Genomic DNA, 22,035 nt, shown 5'->3' with positions numbered 1-22,035 from the left:
TGGCTCATGACTTCTTGGCCTTGGTGGTGTGGGCGGCGACCCAGATCGCGACCGCGATGAGCGTGCCGAGGCCGAAGATCCAGCCGAACAGGCCCTCGGTCACCGGACCGAGGCTGCCCAGCGTGAGACCACCGGGGTTGGGCTCATCGGAGGTGGTGTGGCGGACGAAGGCCACGATCTGCTTCTTCTGGTCCTCGGGCATGGTGGTGTCCGGGAACGACGGCATGTTCTGCGGGCCGGTCTGCATGGCCTCGTAGATGTGCTTGGCGTCCACGCCCTCCAGCGAGGGGGCGTACTTGCCCTTGGTCAGGGCACCACCCTGGCCGGCGAAGTTGTGGCACTGGGCGCAGTTGGTGCGGAACAGCTCGCCGCCCTTGGAGATGTCCTCGGGGTTGGTCGAGGTGTACTGCTCCTCCTTCGGGGTCACCGGGCCGGGGCCGAGGGAAGCGACGAAGGCCGCGAGCTGGTCGATCTCGGCCTGCGTGTAGATGTTCTTCTTGCGCGGGACCTGGGCGCCGGGCTGCTGGGCGGGCATGCGGCCGGTGCCGACCTGGAAGTCGACGGAGGCGGAGCCGACGCCGACCAGGCTCGGACCGTCGCTGCCACCCTGGCCGTTCAGGCCGTGGCAGGAGGAGCAGCCCACGGCGAAGAGCTTCTTGCCCTCATCGATCGCGAGCGACTGCGCGGCGACGTCGGCCTGCGCCTTGTCGGCGGGCGCGAACGCGGCGTACAGCCCCCCGGTTGCCGCCAGGGCGAGAAGTAGGACGACCAGCGCCGCCAATGGGTGGCGCCGTCGTGCGGAGAGCTTTTTCACGGAATAACCCCGGTGTCAGGATCTGGTCGACTGGTGGGTGCACCCGGCGGCCGGTCTGGCCGGCACGAGGCTGCCTGTCTAGGGCTGCGCGCGCGGTCGGTCGGTTGGGAGCGTCGGCACCGGCAGAAGCGGCCCGTCGCCGGTGAGGGCGGGGGCCGCAGCCGGTGGCCAGCGACCTGATCAGCTGGTTACTTGATCAGGTAGATGGTCGCGAACAGGCCGATCCACACGACGTCGACGAAGTGCCAGTAGTACGACACGACGATCGCGGCGGTGGCCTGCTCGTGCGTGAAGCGCTTGGCTGCGTACGTCCGTCCCAGGACCAGCAGGAAGGCGATCAGACCACCCGTCACGTGCAGGCCGTGGAAGCCGGTGGTCAGGTAGAACACCGTGCCGTACGGGTCGGAGGACAGCGACAGGCCGTCCTTCTTGACCAGCTCGGTGTACTCGTAGACCTGGCCGCCGATGAAGACCGCGCCCATCATGAACGTGATGATGAACCACATGCGGAGCTTCTTCACGTCACCGCGCTCGGCGGCGAACACGCCGAGCTGGCAGGTCAGCGAGGAGAGCACCAGGACAGTGGTGTTGACCGAGGAGAACGGCACGTTGAGGGCGTGAGCCTTCTCGGTCCAGAACTCGGCTCCCTTGACGGAGCGGAGCGTGAAGTACATCGCGAAGAGGGCCGCGAAGAACATCAACTCGGAACTGAGCCAGACGATCGTTCCGACGCTGACCATGTTCGGCCGGTTGACCGATCCGTGCGCGTGCCCGGTTTCTACTGCTGTTGCTGTCGCCACGACGGACATTATGTCGGTCCCTTATTCCGTCTTCACGTCGGGGGGTGTCCCTCGGAGTGTCCGGTGCGTGCGGTATGCCCGCTTGGGGGGCGGCGGGGCGCCGGTACGGGGGCTGAGCAGCGGCGTGTCCCTTTTCTGACGGTTCCTCGGAGCGGCCCGTGACCCCGTTGCCCGGCGGGTCGCTGCACGGTCGGAGCGGCCGCGGGAGGTAGGAGGGGGCGCCCGGGTCGGCCGTACGGGTGGACCGGGCCGGTCCGGGTGACGGGCCGTCCTCCGGGCGGGTGAGCCCCGGGCGCGGCGGCTTGAGGAGGAACGTGCGCGAGGGGCACTCGGCGGGGGGTGATCGGGAGTAGCATCCGGATCAGGCGAACGTGGTCCGGATCACACTTGAGGGAGCAGGGTCCATGGCGTACACGACCGATGAGACGCTCACCGTCCTCGTCTACAGCGACGACCGAAACACCCGCGAGCAGGTGCTGACGGCGCTCGGCCGCCGGCCCGCCGAGGATCTTCCGGAGCTGTCCTACCTGGAGTGCGCGACCACCCCCGCGGTGCTCAAGGCGCTGGAGAAGGGCGGGGTGGACCTCTGCGTGCTGGACGGCGAGGCGGTGCCGGCCGGCGGACTGGGGCTCGGGCGCCAGCTCAAGGACGAGATCTACGGCTGCCCGCCGGTGCTGGTGCTGATCGGCCGGCCGCAGGACTCCTGGCTCGCCGCCTGGAGCCGGGCCGACGCCGCGATCTCCCACCCGGTGGAGCCGGTGGCGCTGGCCGGTGCGGTCGCCACCCTGCTGCGGGCGCGGCTGGCGAAGCGGGCCCCGGCGGCCCGCTGAGCAGGGGCGTCTCAGCACTGGAGATGACGGGGCCGTGGGCGCCCCGCCGCTCGATAGGCTGACTCCGATCCGTACGGACGTCCCCCTCTGCGGGGAACGACAACAGCTGGAGTCAGCCATGGTGAACGTGAACCCTGCGATCGGCGGTAGCGACCCCGCGCAGGTGGTCCGCTCCTGGCCGGACCTCCTGGCGGCGCTGTTGAAGGGGGAGGACCTCGACCGCTCCTCCACCGCCTGGGCGATGGACCGGATCATGAGCGGCGAGGCGTCCCCCGTCCAGGTGGCCGGCTTCATGATCGCGCTGCGGGCCAAGGGCGAGACGGTCGACGAGGTCACCGGCCTGGTGGACGCGATGTACGCGCACGCCGAGCCGCTGGACATCCCCGGCCCGGCGGTCGACATCGTCGGCACCGGCGGCGACCGGGCGAAGACCGTCAACATCTCCACCATGTCGGCGATCGTCGCTGCGGCGGCCGGCGCCAAGGTGGTCAAGCACGGCAACCGGGCCGCCTCCTCGTCCAGCGGGTCCTCGGACGTGCTGGAGAAGCTCGGCGTCGCGCTGGACCTCTCCACCCGGCGGGTCGCCGAGGTGGCCGAGGAGGTCGGCCTCACCTTCTGCTTCGCGGCGAAGTTCCACCCCTCGATGCGGCACGCCGCCACCGCGCGGCGCGACCTCGGCGTGCCGACCGCCTTCAACATCCTCGGCCCGCTGACCAACCCGGCCAGGGTCACCGCGCACGCCGTCGGCTGCTTCGACACCCGGCTCGCCGGGCTGATCGCCGGGGTGCTCGCCCGGCGCGGCTCGACCGCGCTGGTCTTCCGCGGTGACGACGGGCTGGACGAACTGACCATCACCACCACCTCGCAGGTGTGGGTGGTGCGCGACGGGGTGGTCACCGAGACCCCCTTCGACCCCCGGGACGTCGGCATCGAGCCGGTCGGCATCGAGACGCTGCGCGGCGGGGACCCGGCGTACAACGCCGAGGTCGCGCGCCGGCTGCTGGCCGGGGAGCGCGGGCCGGTGCGGGACGCCGTCCTGCTGAACACGGCGGCGGCGCTGGTGGCGCTCGACCTGGGCGACGCGCCGCTGACGGAGCAGCTCGCGGCGGGCATGGCGCGGGCCGCGGAGGCCGTCGACTCCGGCGCCGCGCAGGAGCTGCTGCGGCGTTGGTCGGAGGCCACCAGCCGTAGCTGAAACGGCAGTTGGGAGCCCGGGCCGGGTGCGCCGGCCCGGGCTCCCCGGCTGTCCGGATGGTGGATGCCCGTTTGACCACCCGCCGGACGCGACCTAGAGTCTTCGGCAGGTCATGAGCGACAGCGCCAAGCCCCAGCTTGCTGTCCGGCAACCCTCCGTCCGTGGCGGGGTGCCCTGGGTGAGGACCGGGTCGTCACGGCAAGCCGTCCGTGCGACAAGCGCGGACGCCCGACGACTGACACTCCCGGGGGTCCCTCACCCCTCGAAGGAGTGCATCCCCATGTCCGTCGCCACCGAAATCTGCGCCCCCCTCGCCGTCCTGGGCGCCGACGTCCAGGTCCCGCTCGTCAACGGTGAGAAGGTCGGCTACGCGGCGCTCGACTACGCGGCCAGCGCGCCGGCGCTGCAGCGGGTGTGGGACGACGTCGCCGCGTACGCGCCGTACTACGGCAGCGTGCACCGCGGGGCCGGGTACCTCTCCCAGCTGTCCACCGACCTGTTCGAGCAGAGCCGCCGCACCGTCGCCGAATTCCTCGACCTGCGCGAGGGCGACCAGGTGGTCTTCACCCGGGCCACCACCGACTCGCTCAACCTGCTGGCCTCCGCCGTGCCGGCCGGCGCCCGGGTGTTCGCCTTCGAGACCGAGCACCACGCCTCCCTGCTGCCCTGGGCGCACGCCGGACTGGACGTCACCTACCTGCGGGCGCCGCGCTCGCGGGCCGAGGCGGTGACGGCCCTGGACACCGCGCTCGCCGAGGCGCCCGAGGGCCCCAAGCTGCTCTGCGTCACCGGCGCCTCCAACGTGACCGGCGAGCTGTGGCCGGTCGCCGAACTGACCCGGACCGCGCACCGGCACGGCGCCCGGGTGGTGCTGGACGCCGCCCAGCTCGCCCCGCACCACCGGGTCTCGGTGCGCGAGCTGGACGTCGACTGGATCGCCTTCTCCGGCCACAAGATCTACGCGCCGTTCGGCGCCGGGGTGCTGGCCGGCCGGGCGGACTGGCTGGACGAGGCCGAGCCGTACCTGGCCGGCGGCGGGGCGACCCGGACGGTGGCCCGGGAGACGGACGGCTCGGTGGCCGTGCAGTGGCACACCGGCCCGGCCCGGCACGAGGCCGGTTCGCCGAACGTCGTCGGCGCGTACGCCATCGCCTCGGCCTGCCGGGCGCTGAGCGAGGCCGGCTTCGACGCGCTGGAGGCCCGGGAGCGGCAGCTGATCGCCCGGCTGACGGCGGGGCTGGCGGAAATCCCGCAGGTCAAGGTGCTGAACCTGTTCGGCCCCGACTCGGCGCGGGTGGGCGTGCTCTCCTTCGTCGTCCAGGGCTGGAACAGCTCGCACTTCGCGGCCGCACTGTCCGCCGAGTACGGCATCGGGGTGCGCGACGGCCTCTTCTGCGCCCATCCGCTGGTGCGCACCCTGCTCGGGGACGAGGACGTGGCGGTCTCGGAGTGCGGCGCGCCGGAGCCCTCGCTGTCGGGCGAGCGAAGCCTGAACGCGATCCGGGTGAGCTTCGGCGCCGGGACGCCGGACGAGCACGTCGACCGCTTCCTGACCGCCGTGCGCGAGCTGGTCACCGACGGCGCGTCCTGGAACTACCGCAACGAGGGCGGCCGCTGCGTCGCCGACACCCGGCGCGACGGCTGAGGGCTGCCTACTCGTCCAGGCCGAGGGCGAAGGCGGCCTCCAGGTCGTGCTGGGAGTAGGTGCGGAAGGCGATCTGGGTCTCGGTGTGGGCCACGCCCGGGACCTTGTTGAGCCGGCCCGGGATGACCTCGGCCAGGTCGTCGTGACGGCGCACCCGGACCATCGCCACCAGGTCGTAGCCCCCCGTCACCGAGTACACCTCGCTGACGCCCTCGATGGCGGCGATGGCCTCGGCGATCTCCGGGATGCGGTCGACACTGGTCTTGATCAGGACGATGGCGGTGATCACTGTGCGGGCTCCTTTGTGGGGTGCCGCCAGCGTATCGGGCGTCAGACGGGTCGTCGCGGGGGGTGGCGGGCCACGGTGCAGGCGTAGAGGAAGCCGGCCGAGAAGCCGATCACGTGGACCAGGTAGGCCACCCCCGGGCCCGCCGAGTGCACCGACCACCACTGGAGGGTGAACCAGAGGCCGAGGACCAGCCAGGCGGGGAAGCGCAGCGGCAGGAACAACAGCAGCGGGACGAGCGTGGTCACCCGGGAGCGGGGGTGGAAGCGCAGGTAGGCGCCGAGGACGGCGGAGATCGCGCCGGAGGCGCCGATCAGCACCCGGGTGGAATCCGGGGAGTGCGCCTCGGCGAGCGCGAAGCCGTACGTGGCCAGGCTGCCGGCGGCCAGGTAGAAGACGGCGTACCGGGCCCGGCCCAGCCGCTGTTCGACGGTGGGGCCGAAGACGTGGAGGAAGAGCAGGTTGCCGAGCAGGTGCAGCCACCCGGCGTGCAGGAAGAGGCCGCTGAGGGCGGACAGTGCCGGGTGCTTGCCCGGGGTCGGGGCGGCCGGGCAGCCGGGGACCGGGTCGGGGGCCTCGGCCAGCTGTTCGGAAGTCAGGGGCCGTCCGGTCAGGAGTTCGGCCGGGACGGCGCCCCAGCGCTGCTCGTACCGCTGCTCCGCGCAGACCCGGGCCTGGCCGGTGCCGTACAGGGGGTTGAGCCCGGCGGCCGGGCCGATCAGGAAGGCCAGGGTGTTGACCGCGATCAGGGCGTAGGTGACCGCCGGTACGGGCGGCCGCGGCCGGTCGCCGCGCGCGGCGGTGTGGTCGGGGGCCGTGAGCGCCATGCGGCCAAGCATCCCTCCGGGCGCCGTTGGTGACACGGCGGTTTACGGCAGGTGGACTAGCCCGGCCAATCCGCTGACCGGTGGTCGCACCGGATGCCCCAGGCAATAGGCTTGGGGCGGGCAATCCCGCCTCCCGCCGCCGACGCCGGGGCTCCGGGGGGAGCGCCTGGCCCACGCAGGGACCACCCGAGAGGACCCCCCGATGACCGTCCCCGCCCTGACCGCCGAGACGCGCTGGCGCTGCACGCTGTGCGGCAACCTCACCCGCTTCGACGTGACCCGCACCGCGCGGGTGACCGAGTTCCTGCACTTCGACCTGGCCGGCGACTCCAAGGTCGAGGAGACCGAGGTGCTGAGCGAGACCGTCGAGTCGGTGCGCTGCCGCTGGTGCAACGCCGTGGACCAGGTCGAGCTGGTGGCCCGGCCGGGCGCCGAAGGTGCGCCGGCCCAGGCCGACCAGGGTTGATCCCGCCCGGTGCGGGGGGCGGTGCGCGGCGCGCCCGTCCGCCGCACGGGACAATACAGAACAGACAAGACGCACGGAGCGTGACGACAGGGGGCGGTCGCGGCCGTACCCAGCCGTAAACAGGATCGGAGCCGAGGACGTGGTGGACGACGCAGCGAAGGAGCCCGGCGAAGCGCAGGACACCGCGTCCGGCGCCGTCGGGGCCGAGGCCGCTTCGTCCGACTCCTCCCGGCCCGGGCCGGAGCGCGCGGTCGAGAAGCTGGACCGGCCCCTGCCCGAGGCGGTGCGCCGGCGCGTGGTCGGACTGGCCTCGGACGCGCTGGGCGGCCTGCCGCCGGGCGAGCTGCCGCAGAGCCTGCGTCAGTACGTCAAGTTCACCCCCGCGCGGCGGGCCAAGTACGCGGCCACCGCCCTGGCGGCGGCGCTGGAGGCGGAGCCGGCCTTCCGGGTGCGGATAGCGGAGCGGCTGCGGCTGGGGCAGCCGGACCTGGTGAAGGCGCTGGAGTCGGGCAGCGTCCCCGGCGCCGCCGATCCGATGGACGTCGCGGCCGCCGCCTACCTGGTGCGCTCGGCGGGCTGGAGCCGGCTGGTCGCCGAGGCCGGCGAGGAGGCCGAGCGGGCCGGCGCCGAGGACGCGGTCGCGGAGGCGACCCGGCTGGTGGAGAAGCTGCAGGCCGAACTGGCCGAGGTGCGGTCCGCGGCGCGGGCGGACCTGGACCGGCAGCGCACGGAGTCCGAGGGGGTCCGGCGGGAGGCCGAGTCGCTGCGCAAGAAGGTGCGCTCGCTGGAGAGCGACACCCGCCGGGCGCAGGCCGAGACGCGCCGGGTGGCCGCCGAGCTGGAGGCCGTGAAGGCCCAGGGGGCGGCCGAGCGCAGCGCCGCCGAGATCGAGGCGCGGCGGCTCAGGCACCGGGTCTCCGAGCTGGAGACCGCCGCCGAGCAGGGCCGCCGGTCGGCCCGGGAGGGGCGCGGCGTCGAGGACATGCGGCTGAGGCTGCTGCTGGACACCGTGCTGCAGTCGGCCCAGGGGCTGCAGCGGGAGCTGGCGCTGCCGGTCTCCCAGATCCGCCCGGCGGACCTGGTGGAGGCCGTGGTGCCGGGGGCTGCCTCCCCGCACGACGTGGCGCGGCGCGGACTGGCCGAGGACGATCCGGCCCTGCTGGACCAGCTGCTGGCGATTCCGCAGGTGCACCTCGTGGTGGACGGCTACAACGTGACCAAGACCGGCTATCCGGCGCTGCCGCTCGAGCAGCAGCGGATCAGGCTGCTGGGCGGGCTGGCGATGCTGGCCCAGCGCACGCAGGCGGAGGTCACCTGTGTGTTCGACGGGCAGGACCTGGACGTTCCGGTGATCATGGCGCCGCCGCGCGGGGTCCGGGTACGGTTCAGCCGGACCGGGGAGACCGCGGACGAACTGATCCGCCGTCTGGTGCGGGCCGAGCCGCAGGGCCGTCCGGTGGTGGTGGTCTCCACCGACCGCGAGGTCGCGGAGGGCGTGCGGAAGGCGGGCGCGCGCCCGGTGGCGTCGGTACTGCTACTGAACCGGCTGGCCCGGCCCTGACCCAGCCGGGCGGCGTGACGCCTGGTCAGCGCGGTTCCGAGGCATTGTGCGGGTCCGGTGAAGTCAGTGTGGGAAACGGACTTCACGCCTTCGGGGAGTAGCAAATCGGTTAGATCTTCACTAGTGTCTGGCGTCAAACCTATTTTCCGGAATCTCATCCAATCGGGTGAGTCCGATGGAAGAAGGAGCAGGACCCTTGGCCTCCCACCGCCGTCCCAAGCAGCCGAGCCGCGCGCGGGTCTCCGTGCTCACCGCTGCTGCTGCGACCGCGGTCGCGCTCTCCGCCCAGGTGGCGGCGCACGCCGCGCCGCAGCCGAACAAGACGGACGTGAAGGCGCAGATCGACCAGCTCCAGGAGGAGCAGGAGCAGGCGTCCGAGAAGTACAACGGCGCCAAGGAGCGGGCGGACCAGCTGCGCAAGCAGTCCGACCAGCTGCAGGACCAGGTGGCGCGCAGCCAGGAGCAGATGACCCAGCTGCAGGGCGGTCTGGCCGAGGTGGCGGGCGAGCAGTACCGCTCCGGCGGCATCGACCCGTCCGTCCAGCTGATGCTCTCCTCCGACCCCTCCGGCTACCTGGAGAAGGCCTCCACCGTCCAGCAGGCCAGCACCAGCCAGGCCGAGGCGCTCAAGGGGCTGCTGGACCAGCAGCGCCGGCTGGACCAGGAGAAGGCCGAGGCGGCCGCCGTGCTGGCCTCGCTCGACAGCACCACCAAGGACCTGAACCAGGCCAAGGCGGACGTCAACACCAAGCTGAAGGCCGCCCAGGACCTGATGAACTCGCTCAGCGCGGCCGACCGCACCGCGCTGAAGGCCCAGCAGGCGCAGGACGACCGGGCCTCGCGCGGCAGCGACCGGGTCGACCTCAGCAGCCTGCCGCCGGCCAGCGGCTACGCGGCCACGGCCGTGGCCAAGGCGATGAGCAAGCAGGGTTCGCCGTACGTGTGGGGCGCCACCGGCTCCAGCACCTTCGACTGCTCGGGCCTGATGGTCTGGTCGTACGGCCAGGCCGGCGTCTCGCTGCCGCGCACCTCCCAGGAGCAGGGCCACTACGGCACCGCGGTGCCCGGGCTGGCCGCGGCCCAGCCGGGCGACCTGGTGATCTACGGCCCCGACATGCACCACGTCGGGATGTACATCGGCAACGGCATGGTGGTCCACGCGCCGCACACCGGTGACGTGGTGAAGGTGATGAAGGCCGACGCGATGCCGATCAACACCATCCGCCGGGTCTGACGGTCCGACACGCCGCACGGCCGTTGTCCGGCCTGTGATCCGCGCCACCCCCGGTTCGGGGGTGGCGTTCGGCTTTTCGCACGTTTGGCGACCACCTGGTGAGACTTGATCAGCCTTGCGTGCCGCAATGGTCACCATCGGTCATTTTCACAAAAGAACTTGGGTAATCTTCCGTCTTTTTTCTGACAAGGATTTGAACCGATCACGGTTCAGTTACTAGGGTCGTGCCCCGAACCACCGCACAGTCGATCACCCAGCCTGGGTGGCGGCGGTGGTTCCCGCCGAGTTCGCGAGGCAGCGGGGCAGGTCGCAACGACTGCCTGACAGGGGAGCCCAGTAGTCGGGGGCACGCTGCGGAGCGGAGCCGGGGAACCACGTTCCTCCGGGGTGAATCGGCGCCAGGTCGGCCCGGAAGGGCCGTGAGGCGTCGTAGGGCACACTTCCAGCCCGAACCCGTCAGCTCACCCGGTAGGCGGACGCAGGAAGAAGGAGTCCGCCTTCGTGGCGTCCCACCGTCGTCCCAAGCCAGCCGGCCGCGCCCGGGTATCGATCCTGACCGGTGTCGCAGCCGCAGCCGTGGTCCTCTCCGCGCAGTCCGGCGCCCATGCCGACCCGCAGCCGACCAAGGAGCAGGTCAAGGAGCAGGTCGACCAGCTCAACGAGCAGGCCGAGGTGGCGACCGAGCAGTACAACGCCGCCCAGGAGAAGCAGCAGACGCTGGAGAAGCAGGTCTCCGGCCTGCAGGACCAGGTGGCCCGCCAGCAGGACCAGGTGACCGAGCTGCAGGGCGGCCTCGCCGAGATCGCCGGGGAGCAGTACCGCAACGGCGGCATCTCCCCGACCGTCCAGCTGATGCTCTCCTCCAGCCCGGACAACTTCCTCAACCAGGCCGGTGCGCTGAACCAGGCCGGTGACACCCAGAAGAACCAGCTGAAGCAGCTGCAGGAGCAGCAGCGCAAGCTGGACCAGGACCGCAGCGAGGCCCAGGGCAAGCTCGCCGAGCTGGAGTCCACCACCCAGCAGCTGAAGGCCTCCAAGGACGACGTCCAGGCCAAGCTGAAGGCCGCCCAGGACCTGCTCAACACCCTGACCGAGCAGGAGCGCCAGGCGCTGCGCGCGGCCGAGGAGAAGGCCGCCGCCGACGCCAAGGCCCAGGCCGACGCCGCGAAGGCCCAGCAGCAGGCCGCCGACCGCGCCTCGCGGGACAACAGCCGCACCGACATCTCCGCCGGGTCGTCCGCGCCGGCCGCCAAGCCGGCCGCCCCGGTCCTCGCCGCCGGCAGCTCGCACGGTGCCGCCGCGCTGTCCGCCGCCGCCTCCAAGATCGGCAGCCCGTACGTGTGGGGCGCCTCCGGCCCGGCCTCCTTCGACTGCTCCGGCCTGATGGTCTGGGCGTTCAACCAGGTCGGCGTCTCGCTGCCGCGCACTTCGCAGGAGCAGGCCCACGCCGGCACCCGGATCGGCACCGACCTGTCCCAGGCGCAGCCCGGCGACATGCTGATCTTCTACGGGGACGCCCACCACGTCGGCATCTACGCGGGCAACGGCCAGGTGCTGCACGCCCCCAAGCCGGGTGCCTCCGTCCGCTACGAGGCCGTCACCAACATGCCGCTGACCGGCATCGTTCGGGTCTGACCCCGCTCGGCTCCTCCAGGCCCGGGCTTCCGTCACGGAAGCCCGGGCCTGCGGCTTTGCCGGCGGCTCGCGCTGATGTCCGATTAGGGGTCGAATATTCGGGTTGGGAGGGGTTTGGACTCGCTTGCCCGGACTCGCTAACGTCTGCCACCGGACTCCCGCTCGACGGCCGCATGCCATGGTGCGGCCGCGGGACCGCGCCGCAGGATTTGGAGCCGTTGCCGCCATGCCCGTGCACCGCCGTTCCCAACTGCTCGCCCGTGCGCTGGTCCTGACGGCGGCCGCCACCACCGTGCTGGGCGTGGCGACCGGCGGCAGCGCCCAGGCCGCGCCGGGCAGCCCCGAACCGGCCGACCGCAAGGACGTCCAGGCGCAGGTGGAGCAGCTCTACGACGAGGCCGAGCAGGCGTCGGAGAGGTACAACGCGGCGCAGGAGGCCCAGCGCAGGCTCCAGGGCGAGACCACGGTCCTGCAGGGCGAGATCGCCGTCGCCCAGGACCAGCTCAACGAACTGCGCGGCGACCTGGCGACCGTCGCCGGGGCGGAGTACCGCAGCGGCGGGATGACCCAGACCGCCCAACTGATGCTCTCCTCCGACCCGGAGGGCTACCTCGCCCGCGCCCGCGCGCTGGGCCAGGCCGCGCAACGGCAGCGGGAGACGCTGCACGAACTGGTGGGCCGCCAGCGCCGGCTCGACCAGCGCCGCAGCGAGGCGGCCGGCAAGCTCGCCGAACTGGACCAGGCCCGCCGCACGCTCGCCGACAGCAAGCAGCAGGTCCAGCAGCGGCTGGCCCGGGCGCAGAAGCTGCTCAACGGCCTGGGCGCCGCCGAGCGCGCCAGGATGGTCGTCCAGGACGCCCGGGACGCCGAGCAGCGCGCCACCCGGGGCACCGACCGGCTGGACCTCGGATCCACCCCGGCCGCCTCCGAGCGGGGGGCGGCCGCGCTGGCCGCCGCGGTGCGGATGATCGGCTCGCCGTACGTCTACGGGGCCACCGGGCCCCGCGCGTTCGACTGCTCCGGTCTGATGTACTACAGCTGGCGGCAGGCCGGAGTGACCCTGCCGCGGACCTCGCAGGCCCAGGCGTACGCCGGGCAGCGGATCAACCTGTCCGACGCGCGACCGGGAGACCTGGTGATCTTCTACCGGGACATGCACCACGTCGGCATGTACGCCGGCGGCGGCGTCATCGTGCACGCCCCCTACCCGGGCGCCAGGGTCCGCTACGAGAGCGTCAACGCCATGCCGGTCTCGGGGGTGGTCCGGCTCTGAGCGCGACGCCCGCCGGCGCCGACGACCGCCGGCCGACCCGGATACCCGGCCGCGCGCTGTCCCGGCGCGGCGCGCTGCTGCTCGCGGCCGGCGGGCTGGCCCAGCTCTCGCTGCCGCGCGCGGCCCCGGCGGCGCCCGCCCGGTCGGCGGCGGGCCCGAGCGCCGAGGTGGGCGCGGTGTTGGCGGAACGGGCGCGCGGGCTGCCGGAGCGCACCGGGCTGCCGGTGGCCGAGGCCGCGTACCGCAACCTGGTGCTCGCCGCGGGCGGGGCGCCGGACCGGGCGACCGCCGCCGCCGACCTGGCGGTGCGGATCGCCGGCTACGACGACCACCCGGTGGTGTACCCGCGCCGGATCGAGCTGGTCCGGGCCGCGGGCGGCTGGCGGGTCGAGCGGGAGGAGGGCACGAGCGGGCCGCCGGCGCTGTGGGACCTCGGCGCCACCCGCTCGGCTTCCGGCGCGCACTGCCTGGTGCTCGGCCTGGCCGACGGGCCGGACCCGGCCGGTCTCGTCGCGGTGGGGGACCGTGCGGTGGCTGCCGTCGGCGCGGTCTGGGGCGATGCCCGGCCTGGCCGGCTGCTGCTCGAACTGACCGCCACCGAGGCCCAGTTCGCCCGACTGCTGGAGGGCGACCCGACGGCCTGGGCGGACATGGCGGCCGTCACCGTGGCCGCGCCCGGCGCGCCCGTGCGCACCCCGGCGGACCGGGTACTGGTCAACCCCGAGGCGTACGGGCGGCTCAGCGAGTTCGGCCGGCAGGTGGTCGTCACCCATGAGGCCACCCACGTCGCGACCAGGGCCGACACCCGGGCCTGGACCCCGCTGTGGCTCTCCGAGGGCATCGCCGACTGGACCGCCTACCGCGACTGCGGCCGGACCCCGCAGCAGATCGCCCCCGAGCTGACCCGGGACGTCGCCGCCGGGAAGCTGCCCGCCGAACTGCCCGCCGACCGGGACTTCGCCGCCGGCGCCACCGGCATCGCCCAGGCGTACGAGCAATCCTGGCTGGCCTGCGAGCTGATCGCCCGCCGCTACGGCCCGCAGCGGCTGGTCGCCTTCTACCGGGCCGTCGGCGCCGACGACGGCCCGGGCGAGGACCGGGACCGCCGGACGGACCGGCTGTTGCGCGGCGAACTGGGCATCGGCCTGGCCGAGTTCACCCGGCTCTGGCTGGACGGGGTGACCGCGCTGAAGGACCGCGGCTGAGGCACCGAAGGGCCCTCAGCGCCGCTGCTCGGCCGGTGCGCCCGGGCGGTCGATGCCGTCCAGCAGGTCCTGCTCGTACGCGATGCCCGGGCGCACCGGGTAGCCGGAGGCCGGCAGCGCGGCGGCCTCGCGGTCCAGGACCACGGTCGCCGGCAGCGGCGCCTCGCCGCGGGTGGAGCGCCACAGCCGGACGCAGGACAGCACGGTGGCCGCCACCAGCAGCAGGTTGCGCAGGGCCAGCACGGTGACCGCGCCGGGCTCGCTGGCCAGGACCTGGGTGAACATCGTGGGGAACTCGACCAGCGTCAGCGGGCAGGCGAGCAGGATCAGCAGCGCCACCGGCCGCTGACTGGTGCCGCGCACCGTCAGGCAGACCGCCGCGACGCCGACCAGCCAGACCAGGTACTGCGGGCTGATCACCCGGCTCGTCACCACGAAGACCAGCAGCGCGCACAGCGCCGCGTCGTACATGGTGGCCGCGTTGCGGCGCTTGGACGTGAAGCGCCACAGCAGCAGCCACAGGAAGCCCAGCACGGTGCCGGCCATCATCACCTTGCTGATCACGCTGACCCACGGCCCGAGCATCTCGGGGGAGCCGTAGTTCATGGTGACCTTGCCGTCCCAGGCCCCGGCGAGCCGGGCGAAGTGCAGCGGCAGCGCGCCGACCGACTCCACCTCGATGCCGCGGTCCTTCTGGAAGGCCAGGAAGTCGAAGGCGCCGTTCATCCCCGCCGCGAGCAGGAAGCCGACCGACACGGCGGTGGCCGCCGCCAGCGTCCAGGAACGGCGGGTGCGGCGGCCGGAGGGGGTGCCGATCAGCCCGAGCAGCGGCCAGACCTTGACGATGCCGCCCAGGCCCAGCAGCAGCCCGCCGACCGCCGGGCGGCGGACCAGCGCCAGCAGGCCGGCCAGGGTGACCGCGGTGACGATGACGTCGAACCGGTTGTAGATCATCGGGCCGAGCAGCGGGACGCCCGCCACCCACATCCAGGCGCCGGTCAGCGCCCGCCCCCGGCGCAGGCCGGTGCGGACCAGCAGCGCGAGCGCGGCGGCGTCGGCGATCCCGCAGATCACCCAGAACGAGACCAGGTACGACCAGGGCAGCAGCCCCGGAAGGAGGATCACCAGCGCGGCGCCCGGCGGGTACTGCCAGGTCACGTCGTCGAACGGGAAGGTGCCGGTCTGCAGCACGCCGTACCAGGCGTGGTAGATCATCCACACGTCGGCCGTGACGTCGCCGCCGGGGGACTTCAGCACCCCGGTCATCAGCAGCACCAGCAGGGCGCGGGTGGCCACCCAGGTCGCGCCGAGCGCGGCGAGCGCCCCCAGCGGGCGGCCGAGGCGGCCGCGCGAAGAGCCGGACTCGGTGGCCGGGGCCAATTCCACTGCGCTCCCTCGTTCGTCTCGGACGTCCCCACCGAGGCGTCGTACCGACGGACGCCCGGGCCGCGTCAGGACGGCGGCCTAGGTACTAGGACTGACCCGGAGGTCAAACGGTTGCCGTGCGCGGTTCCGTTCCCGGCGGGTCGGGGTGTTGACCTATCGTACGGATCACCCAGCGGTACACCGCGCACCCCCCGACCGAGCGAGCCGTGGCCTGATGCACAGAACCTTGATCGTCACCAATGACTTCCCGCCCCGCCCGGGAGGCATCCAGGCCTTCGTGCACAACATGGCCGTCCGTCAGCCCGCAGGGAGCGTCGTGGTGTACGCCTCCACCTGGCGGGACGGCAGCGAGGTGCGGCGCTTCGACGCCGAACAGCCCTTCCCGGTGATCCGCGACCGCACGAAGGTGATGGTTCCCACACCCCGGGTCACCCGGCGGGCCGCCGAGATCCTGCGCGCCGAGCGGTGCGACTCGGTCTGGTTCGGCGCCGCGGCCCCGCTCGGCCTGATGGCGCCCGCACTGCGCCGGGCGGGGGCCGGGCGGCTGCTGGGCATGACCCACGGGCACGAGGCCGCCTGGGCCCAACTGCCGGTCTCCCGGCAGCTGCTGCGCCGGATCGGCGCGGGCACCGACGTGCTGACCTACCTGGGCGAGTACACCCGCTCGAGGATCGCCGCCGCCGTCGGGCCGCAGGCCGCGGCCCGGATGGTGCAACTGCCGCCGGGCGTCGACGAGGCGACCTTCCACCCCCGGTCCGGCGGCGCCGAGGTCCGCCGCCGGCTGGGGCTGGCGGACCGGCCGGTGGTGGTCTGCGTCTCCCGGCTGGTGCCGCGCAAGGGCCAGGACACCCTGATCGAGGCGATGCCGCAGATCCTGGCCGACGTGCCGGACGCGGTGCTGCTGATCGTCGGCGGCGGCCCGTACCGGGCCGACCTGGAGAAGCTGGCGGACGCCAGGGGCGTACGGGCCGCGGTGCGGTTCACCGGCTCGGTGCCGTGGGAGGAACTGCCCGCCCACTACGGCGCCGGGGACGTCTTCGCGATGCCCTGCCGGACCAGGCGCGGCGGGCTGGACGTCGAGGGCCTGGGCATCGTCTACCTGGAGGCGTCGGCGACCGGCCTGCCGGTGGTCGCGGGGGACTCCGGCGGCGCGCCGGACGCGGTGCTGGAGGGCGAGACCGGGTACGTGGTGCCCGGCGGCTCCGCCCCGGCGGCGGCCGAGCGGATCGTGCGGCTGCTGCGCGACGAGGAACTGCGCCGCCGGATGGGCGAGGCCGGTCGGCGGTGGGTGGAGCGCTCCTGGCGCTGGGACCTGCTGGCCGGCCGGCTCACCTCCCTGCTGGCGGGCTGACGCGCCGGGGCCCCGCCCCCTCGGCGCTCGCCGGGGGGGCGGGGCCCTTCGCGGTGCGTGCCCGCTCCCGCTTCGCCTACTTCTGTTCGCCTACTTCTGGTAGATCGCCTCGATGTCGGCGGCGAAGTCCTTCAGCACGACGTTGCGCTTGAGCTTGAGCGAGGGCGTCAGGTGGCCGCTCTCCTCGGAGAACTCGGCGTCCAGCAGGCGGAACTTCTTGACCGCCTCGGCGTGCGAGACGGCCGCGTTGCCGTCGTCGACCGCGGACTGCAGGGCGGCCAGCAGGTCCGGGTCCTGGGCGAGCTCGGCGACGGTGGCGCCGGCGGGCTTGCCGTTGAGCTCCTTCCACTTCGGGAAGAAGTCCGGGTCGACGGTGAGCAGGCAGGCGACGAAGGGCTTGCGGTCGCCGACCACCATGACCTCGCCGACCAGGGCGTGGGCCCGGATCCGGTCCTCGATCACGGCCGGGGCGACGTTCTTGCCGCCCGCGGTGACGATGATCTCCTTCTTGCGGCCGGTGATGGTCAGGTAGCCCTCGGAGTCCAGGGAGCCGAGGTCGCCGGTGGCCATCCAGCCGTCCTTGAGCGTGTCGGCGGTGGCCTGCGGGTTGTTCCAGTAGCCGGTGAAGACGTGCGGGCCCTTGAAGTAGACCTCGCCGTCCTCGGCGATCCGGACGGAGGCGCCCGGCACCGGCTGGCCGACCGTGCCGATCTTCGGCTTGTCCCACGGGTTGAAGGCGGTGGCCGCGCACGTCTCCGTCAGGCCGTAGCCCTCCAGGACGGTGAAGCCGATACCCCGGTAGAAGTGGCCGAGGCGCTCGCCGAGCGGGGCGCCGCCGGAGATCGCGTGGGTGGCCCGGCCGCCGAGGGCGGCGCGCAGCTTGCTGTAGACCAGCTTGTCGAACACCGCGTGCTTGAGCCGCAGGGCCAGGCCCGCGCCGCCGGCGTCCAGCGCCCGGCTGTAGGCGATCGCGGTCTCGGCGGCCTTGTCGAAGATCTTGCCCTTGCCGTCGGCCTGGGCCTTGGCACGGGCGGTGTTGTAGACCTTCTCGAAGACTCTGGGCACGCCCAGGATCAGGGTCGGCCTGAACGCGGCCAGCTCGGCGGTGACGTCCTTGATGTCGGAGACGTGGCCGAGGTTGATCGGGGCCATCGCCGGCGCGATCTCGGCGATCCGGCCGAGCACGTGGGCCAGCGGCAGGAAGAGCAGGACCGAGCTCTCGCCGGTGCGGAACAGCGGGGCCAGGCGCTCGACGACGTTGCCGCACTCGGCGAGGAAGTTGCCGTGCGTCAGCTGACAGCCCTTCGGGCGGCCGGTGGTGCCCGAGGTGTACACGATGGTCGCGAGCGAGTCGGGTCCGGCGGTCGACCGGTGCTCGGTGACGGTCTCGTCGGCGACCTCGCGGCCGGCCTCGACCAGCGCGGCGACCGCGCCCCGCTCGATCTGCCAGGTGTGCTTCAGCTCCGGCAGCCGGCCCCGGACCTCCTCGACCACCGCGCTGTGCTGGTCGGTCTCGGTGAGCACGGCGACCGCGCCGGAGTCACCGAGGATCCACTCCACCTGCTCGGCGGAGGAGGTCTCGTACACCGGCACGGTGACGGCGCCGGCCGACCAGATCGCGAAGTCCAGCAGGGTCCACTCGTAGCGGGTGCGGGACATGACGCCCACGCGGTCGCCCGGGCGGATGCCGGTGGCGATCAGGCCCTTCGCGGCGGCCCGCACCTCGACCAGGAACTCGGCGGCGGTCAACCCCTGCCACTGGCCGTCCACCTTGCGGCTGAGCACGACGACGTCCGGGTGTCGCTCGGCGTTCTGGTGCACGAGGTCGGAGAGGTTACCGCCGCTCGGTACCTGGTAGAGGGCCGGAAGGCTGAAGTCGAGCAAGACTGCTCCTCGTTCGCGACGCTGCGGGACGGCAGGACGTTACTGCCCGGTAGGCAGCTTCGACCAGAGGGGTCGGCCCCGGTGTTCGAAGTGTCACACCCGGCCGGGTCCGACCAGGCCGTGACCGGGTCGTTCGAATGGCACCCTACGGTAGCGTCACGGCGACCGGCCGGTGGCGTGCCCGCCGCCCGGCGTCCGCCCCGTCGGGGGCCGCCCCTCGGACCCGGACCGCGCCGCCGGGCGGCCCCCCGGTCGCGATAGCCTGCTCCGGGCGGACCGGGCCGAGCACGCCAAGGACGGACCGGCAGGCAGAGGGACGACGCGGAGGGCCATTCCATGGCGGAGCACACCAGGTCGAGCATCACCATCGACGCGAGCCCGGCCACGGTCATGGCCGTGATCGCCGACTTCGCCGCCTACCCGGCCTGGACCGGCGAGGTCAAGGAGATCGAGGTCCTGGAGACCGGTGAGGACGGCCGCGCCGCCCAGGTCCGGCTGCTGCTGGACGCCGGCGCGATCCGCGACGAGCACGTCCTCGCCTACACCTGGGACGGCGACCGCGAAGTCGGCTGGACCCTCGTGCGCAGCCAGATGCTCCGCTCGCTGGACGGCTCGTACACCCTCGCCCCGCTGGCCGGCGGCCGCACCGAGGTGACCTACCAGCTCGCCGTGGACGTCAAGATCCCGATGCTCGGCATGATCAAGCGCAAGGCCGAGAAGGTCATCATCGACCGCGCCCTGGCCGGGCTCAAGAAGCGCGTCGAGGGCTGACACGACGGAACGGGGCCGACGGCATGACGGCGACACGCACCATCCTGGTCAGCGGCGACGCGGGCGCTCCCGCCGTGGCGGCCGCCACCGCCCTGCACGCCGCCCGGCGCGGCCACCGCACCTGGCTGCTGGCGGCCGACGACCCGCACCGCACGCTGGACTCCGCCCTCGGCACCCGGCTGGAACCGGAACCGCACCACCACGCACCGGGCCTGACCGTCTCCCGGATCGACGAGCAGGCCGCCTTCCGCTACGCCGTCGGCGCGCTCACCGGCCGGCTCAAGCCCGCACTCGACCTGCTCGGCGCCGAACAGCTCGACCCCGAGGAGCTCACCGCCCTGCCCGGCATCGCCCGGCTCGCCCTCCTGCGCGCCCTGCCCGCCGCCGACCAGGACGTCCTCGTGGTGCTCGCCCCGCCGCCCGCCGAGCTGATCGCCACCCTCGCCCTGCCCGAGCAACTGGCGCGCTACCTGGACCGGCTCGTCCCCGAGCAGCGGCAGGCCGCCCGGGCGCTGCGCCCCCTGCTGGCCGGGCTGGCCGGCGTCCCGATGCCCGCCGACTGGCTGTACGAGGGGCGCACCAAGGCCGCCGCGGCGCTCGCCGAGTCCCGCGCCGCGGTCGCCGACCCCGGCACCAGCGTCCGCCTGGTCGTCCCCGCCGACGGCCACCCGTACGACGAACTGCGCCGGATCAGGGCCGGGCTCGCGCTGTACGGCCACCGGCCGGACGCCGTGGTCGTGCACGGCGCGCTGCCCGAGGCCGCCGCCTCCTCGCCCGACCCGTGGCTGGCCGCGCTGGCCCGCCGCCGGGCGGAGGAGCTGGCCGCTCTCGCCGCCGAGACCGACGCCCCCGTCCTGGTCACCGGGCCGGCCGACGCCACCCTGGAGGCCGTCGCCGACCGGCTGTACGGCGAGGGCCCCGGGCCCGGGCCGCTCGCCCCCGTGCCGTGGACGGTCGAGGACCGGCTAGCCGGGGACGGCCTGCTGGTCTGGCACCTCGACCTGCCCGGCGCCGACCGGACCGAGCTGGACCTGGTCCGCCGGGGGGACGAGCTGGTGGTCGGCATCGGCGCCCACCGCCGGGTGCTCACCCTGCCCTCCGCGCTGCGCCGCTGCACGGTGGCCGGTGCGGGGCTGCTCGACGGGGTGCTCTCGGTGCGGTTCGCGCCCGACCCTTCGCTCTGGCCGCAGGGCTGACGGCCCTTCCGCCCTTTCCGGGCCGGCCGGCCGGTCGGGTAGCGTCGGGCCGGAGGGCCGCGGGGTGCGGCCACGGCTGAGGAGGCGCCCGCGATGACCGGCAACGACGACGACCGCACCGAGCCCACCGAAGCGGGCGGCGGGTCCACCGCGGGCCAGGCCGGCGGCCAGGACCACCCGTTCGGGCCGGAGTTGGGCCCGCTGGTGGACGAGGTGCGCCGGTTCGCCACCGCGTTCGGCGAGAAGGCCCAGGAGACCGGCGCCACCACCCTGATCACCCTCTCCGGGCTGGCCGACCGCCTGCGCACCCAGCAGCCCGAGGTCTACACCCACCTCGCCGCCGCCGGCTCCGGCCTCGCGGCCGCGGGCGCCGAGATCCTGGCCGCCTACCGCGCCGCCGTGGCCGGGCACGAGCACCGCTGGACCGCCGGACAGGGCGCGGCCGCGGAGAAGATCGACCTCGACGGGCCTGACGGGACGTCCGCCAAGCAGTGAAACCGTGACTTTCGGAGCGTGATCGCGTTGCTCCGGTACGTCACGACGGAGGATATTCGATACGACTTTTGAAGCATCCCGGCCCGGTTGTCCCAAAATTGTCTTCGGATAATGTATGCGAGGCTGTGTACGGGGGCAGGGTTGGGCGGTACCGTTCCGTCCAGCGGGAACGAGTGAATAGCTGAGGGACACATGGCTCTGACCATCGGCGTCGACGTCGGCGGGACCAAGATCGCGGCAGGCGTGGTCGACGAGGCGGGCACGATCCTGGCCCGGACCAGGGTGCCCACCCCGGCCGACCCCCAGTGGGCGGTCGACGCCATCGCGCAGGCCGTGCGCGAACTCAAGGAGCAGCACCCCGGCGTCACCGCGGTCGGCGTCGGAGCCCCGGGCTTCGTCGACAGCGACCGCTCCACGGTGATCTTCGCTCCCAACATCGACTGGGAGAACGAGCCGCTGCGCGGCCGGGTCGAGGAACTCACCGGCCTGTCCGTCGTCGTCGAGAACGACGCCAACTGCGCCGCCTGGGCGGAGTTCCGCTTCGGCGCGGCCGCCGAGCACGACGACATGGTGCTGATCACCGTCGGCACCGGCATCGGCGGCGGCATCGTCCTGGACGGCCGGCTGCACCGCGGCCGCTTCGGCGTGGCCGGCGAGATCGGCCACCTCAACATGGTCCCGGACGGCCTGACCTGCGGCTGCGGCGGCAAGGGCTGCTGGGAGCAGTACGGCTCCGGGCGCGCGCTGCGCCGCTACGGCCGGGAGAAGGCCGCCGCCGACCCCCGGCGCGGCCAGCGGATGCTCGAGCTCAACGACGGCCTGGCCGACACCATCCGGGGCATCCACATCACCCAGGCCGCCGAGGAGGGCGATCCGCTCGCCCTGGAGTGCTACGCCGAACTGGCCGACTGGCTCGGCCGCGGCATGGCCGACCTCGCCGCGCTGTTCGACCCGGGCGTCTTCGTGCTCGGCGGCGGCGTCTCCGACTCCGGCCGCCTGCTGCTCGACCCCGTCGCCAAGGCCTTCGAGCACTATCTGACCGGCGGGGTGCACCGCCCGCGCGCCGAGGTCGTCCTGGCCTCGATGGGCTCCGCCGCCGGCATCGTCGGCGCCGCGGACCTCGCCCGTACCGAGTAGTCCCCGCACCACCCCCTTCGAGCCCGCCGGCGGCGGTGCGACCG

At 73.4% G+C, this 22,035-nt stretch carries 20 protein-coding genes and 2 riboswitches; of the genes, 14 read left to right on the top strand and 6 right to left on the bottom strand.

The window, feature by feature from the left end; translation table 11 throughout:
* Positions 1–4: 4 nt before the first annotated feature.
* Positions 5–814: a c-type cytochrome gene (locus tag IF30_RS0119790; protein ID WP_030240072.1), complete on the bottom strand. Its 810-nt coding sequence runs from the start codon at positions 812–814 to the stop codon at positions 5–7.
* 188 nt (positions 815–1,002) lie between these two features.
* Positions 1,003–1,623 carry a cytochrome c oxidase subunit 3 gene (locus IF30_RS0119785; RefSeq protein ID WP_030240071.1) on the bottom strand — a complete coding sequence of 207 codons (621 nt, stop codon included), beginning with the start codon at positions 1,621–1,623 and terminating at the stop codon, positions 1,003–1,005.
* A gap of 395 nt (positions 1,624–2,018) precedes the next feature.
* On the opposite strand from IF30_RS0119785, the gene IF30_RS0119780 reads away from it, so the two are divergent.
* The 3 genes from IF30_RS0119780 to IF30_RS0119770 all read left to right on the top strand — a co-directional run bounded on the left by IF30_RS0119780 (position 2,019) and on the right by IF30_RS0119770 (position 5,284).
* Positions 2,019–2,444: a hypothetical protein gene (locus tag IF30_RS0119780; RefSeq protein WP_030240069.1), complete on the top strand. Its 426-nt coding sequence runs from the start codon at positions 2,019–2,021 to the stop codon at positions 2,442–2,444.
* Positions 2,445–2,562: 118 nt separating this feature from the next.
* Positions 2,563–3,639, top strand: coding sequence for an anthranilate phosphoribosyltransferase (trpD, locus tag IF30_RS0119775; protein ID WP_030240066.1), 1,077 nt, complete (start codon positions 2,563–2,565; stop codon positions 3,637–3,639).
* A gap of 108 nt (positions 3,640–3,747) precedes the next feature.
* Positions 3,748–3,866, top strand: a riboswitch (SAM riboswitch).
* Between the two features lie 53 nt (positions 3,867–3,919).
* Positions 3,920–5,284 carry an aminotransferase class V-fold PLP-dependent enzyme gene (locus tag IF30_RS0119770; RefSeq protein ID WP_030240063.1) on the top strand — a complete coding sequence of 455 codons (1,365 nt, stop codon included), beginning with the start codon at positions 3,920–3,922 and terminating at the stop codon, positions 5,282–5,284.
* A gap of 7 nt (positions 5,285–5,291) precedes the next feature.
* On the opposite strand, the gene IF30_RS0119765 is transcribed toward IF30_RS0119770, so the two are convergent.
* On the bottom strand, positions 5,292–5,573 hold the full coding sequence (locus tag IF30_RS0119765; protein ID WP_030240061.1) for an Lrp/AsnC ligand binding domain-containing protein: 282 nt from the start codon (positions 5,571–5,573) through the stop codon (positions 5,292–5,294).
* Positions 5,574–5,614: 41 nt separating this feature from the next.
* Positions 5,615–6,397 (bottom strand): rhomboid family intramembrane serine protease, encoded by a 783-nt coding sequence (locus tag IF30_RS0119760; protein ID WP_078891532.1) that lies wholly within the window; start codon positions 6,395–6,397, stop codon positions 5,615–5,617.
* Between the two features lie 202 nt (positions 6,398–6,599).
* Here IF30_RS0119760 and IF30_RS0119755 point away from each other — a divergent pair, with 202 nt between their 5' ends.
* From IF30_RS0119755 to IF30_RS0119730, 6 genes are all read left to right on the top strand, one after another.
* On the top strand, positions 6,600–6,863 hold the full coding sequence (locus IF30_RS0119755) for a hypothetical protein (RefSeq protein WP_030240056.1): 264 nt from the start codon (positions 6,600–6,602) through the stop codon (positions 6,861–6,863).
* A 259-nt stretch (positions 6,864–7,122) separates the two neighbouring features.
* Entirely contained in the window at positions 7,123–8,424 is a 1,302-nt protein-coding gene (locus IF30_RS0119750; RefSeq protein ID WP_051710652.1) for an NYN domain-containing protein, read from the top strand.
* Between the two features lie 196 nt (positions 8,425–8,620).
* Positions 8,621–9,658: a C40 family peptidase gene (locus IF30_RS0119745; protein WP_030240050.1), complete on the top strand. Its 1,038-nt coding sequence runs from the start codon at positions 8,621–8,623 to the stop codon at positions 9,656–9,658.
* Positions 9,659–9,997: 339 nt separating this feature from the next.
* A riboswitch (cyclic di-AMP (ydaO/yuaA leader) is annotated at positions 9,998–10,149 on the top strand.
* Between the two features lie 10 nt (positions 10,150–10,159).
* A complete protein-coding gene (locus tag IF30_RS0119740) occupies positions 10,160–11,293 on the top strand; it encodes an NlpC/P60 family protein (RefSeq protein ID WP_030240046.1) in 1,134 nt (377 codons plus the stop codon).
* A 226-nt stretch (positions 11,294–11,519) separates the two neighbouring features.
* Complete coding sequence (locus IF30_RS0119735) at positions 11,520–12,566, top strand: C40 family peptidase (RefSeq protein ID WP_030240043.1); 1,047 nt, start codon at positions 11,520–11,522, stop codon at positions 12,564–12,566.
* Positions 12,567–12,742: 176 nt separating this feature from the next.
* Positions 12,743–13,771 carry a hypothetical protein gene (locus IF30_RS0119730; RefSeq protein WP_158835257.1) on the top strand — a complete coding sequence of 343 codons (1,029 nt, stop codon included), beginning with the start codon at positions 12,743–12,745 and terminating at the stop codon, positions 13,769–13,771.
* Positions 13,772–13,786: 15 nt separating this feature from the next.
* On the opposite strand, the gene IF30_RS0119725 is transcribed toward IF30_RS0119730, so the two are convergent.
* Positions 13,787–15,157, bottom strand: coding sequence for a glycosyltransferase 87 family protein (locus IF30_RS0119725; protein WP_234322769.1), 1,371 nt, complete (start codon positions 15,155–15,157; stop codon positions 13,787–13,789).
* 214 nt (positions 15,158–15,371) lie between these two features.
* Between IF30_RS0119725 and IF30_RS0119720 the strand changes: the two genes are divergently transcribed.
* Positions 15,372–16,508, top strand: coding sequence for a glycosyltransferase family 4 protein (locus IF30_RS0119720; RefSeq protein WP_030240034.1), 1,137 nt, complete (start codon positions 15,372–15,374; stop codon positions 16,506–16,508).
* A 90-nt stretch (positions 16,509–16,598) separates the two neighbouring features.
* Here the strand turns inward: IF30_RS0119720 and IF30_RS0119715 are convergent, their stop codons facing one another.
* Positions 16,599–18,392: an AMP-dependent synthetase/ligase gene (locus IF30_RS0119715; protein ID WP_030240031.1), complete on the bottom strand. Its 1,794-nt coding sequence runs from the start codon at positions 18,390–18,392 to the stop codon at positions 16,599–16,601.
* A gap of 336 nt (positions 18,393–18,728) precedes the next feature.
* Between IF30_RS0119715 and IF30_RS0119710 the strand changes: the two genes are divergently transcribed.
* The 4 genes from IF30_RS0119710 (at position 18,729) to IF30_RS0119695 (ending at position 21,991) form a co-directional block, all read left to right on the top strand.
* Complete coding sequence (locus IF30_RS0119710; protein WP_030240028.1) at positions 18,729–19,163, top strand: SRPBCC family protein; 435 nt, start codon at positions 18,729–18,731, stop codon at positions 19,161–19,163.
* A 23-nt stretch (positions 19,164–19,186) separates the two neighbouring features.
* Positions 19,187–20,359: an ArsA family ATPase gene (locus tag IF30_RS0119705; protein ID WP_030240025.1), complete on the top strand. Its 1,173-nt coding sequence runs from the start codon at positions 19,187–19,189 to the stop codon at positions 20,357–20,359.
* A gap of 93 nt (positions 20,360–20,452) precedes the next feature.
* Positions 20,453–20,854: a DUF5304 family protein gene (locus IF30_RS0119700; protein ID WP_051710621.1), complete on the top strand. Its 402-nt coding sequence runs from the start codon at positions 20,453–20,455 to the stop codon at positions 20,852–20,854.
* Positions 20,855–21,046: 192 nt separating this feature from the next.
* The gene (locus IF30_RS0119695) at positions 21,047–21,991 is read left to right on the top strand and encodes an ROK family glucokinase (RefSeq protein WP_030240021.1); all 945 of its coding nucleotides are present in this window, start codon (positions 21,047–21,049) and stop codon (positions 21,989–21,991) included.
* The last annotated feature ends 44 nt before the right edge of the window (positions 21,992–22,035 follow it).

It is taken from the genome of Streptomyces sp. NRRL S-350 (assembly GCF_000719705.1).
Lineage (GTDB): Bacteria > Actinomycetota > Actinomycetes > Streptomycetales > Streptomycetaceae > Kitasatospora.
The sequence above is the reverse complement of the archived record's forward strand: the minus strand, read 5'-3'. Positions and strand labels throughout refer to the sequence as shown.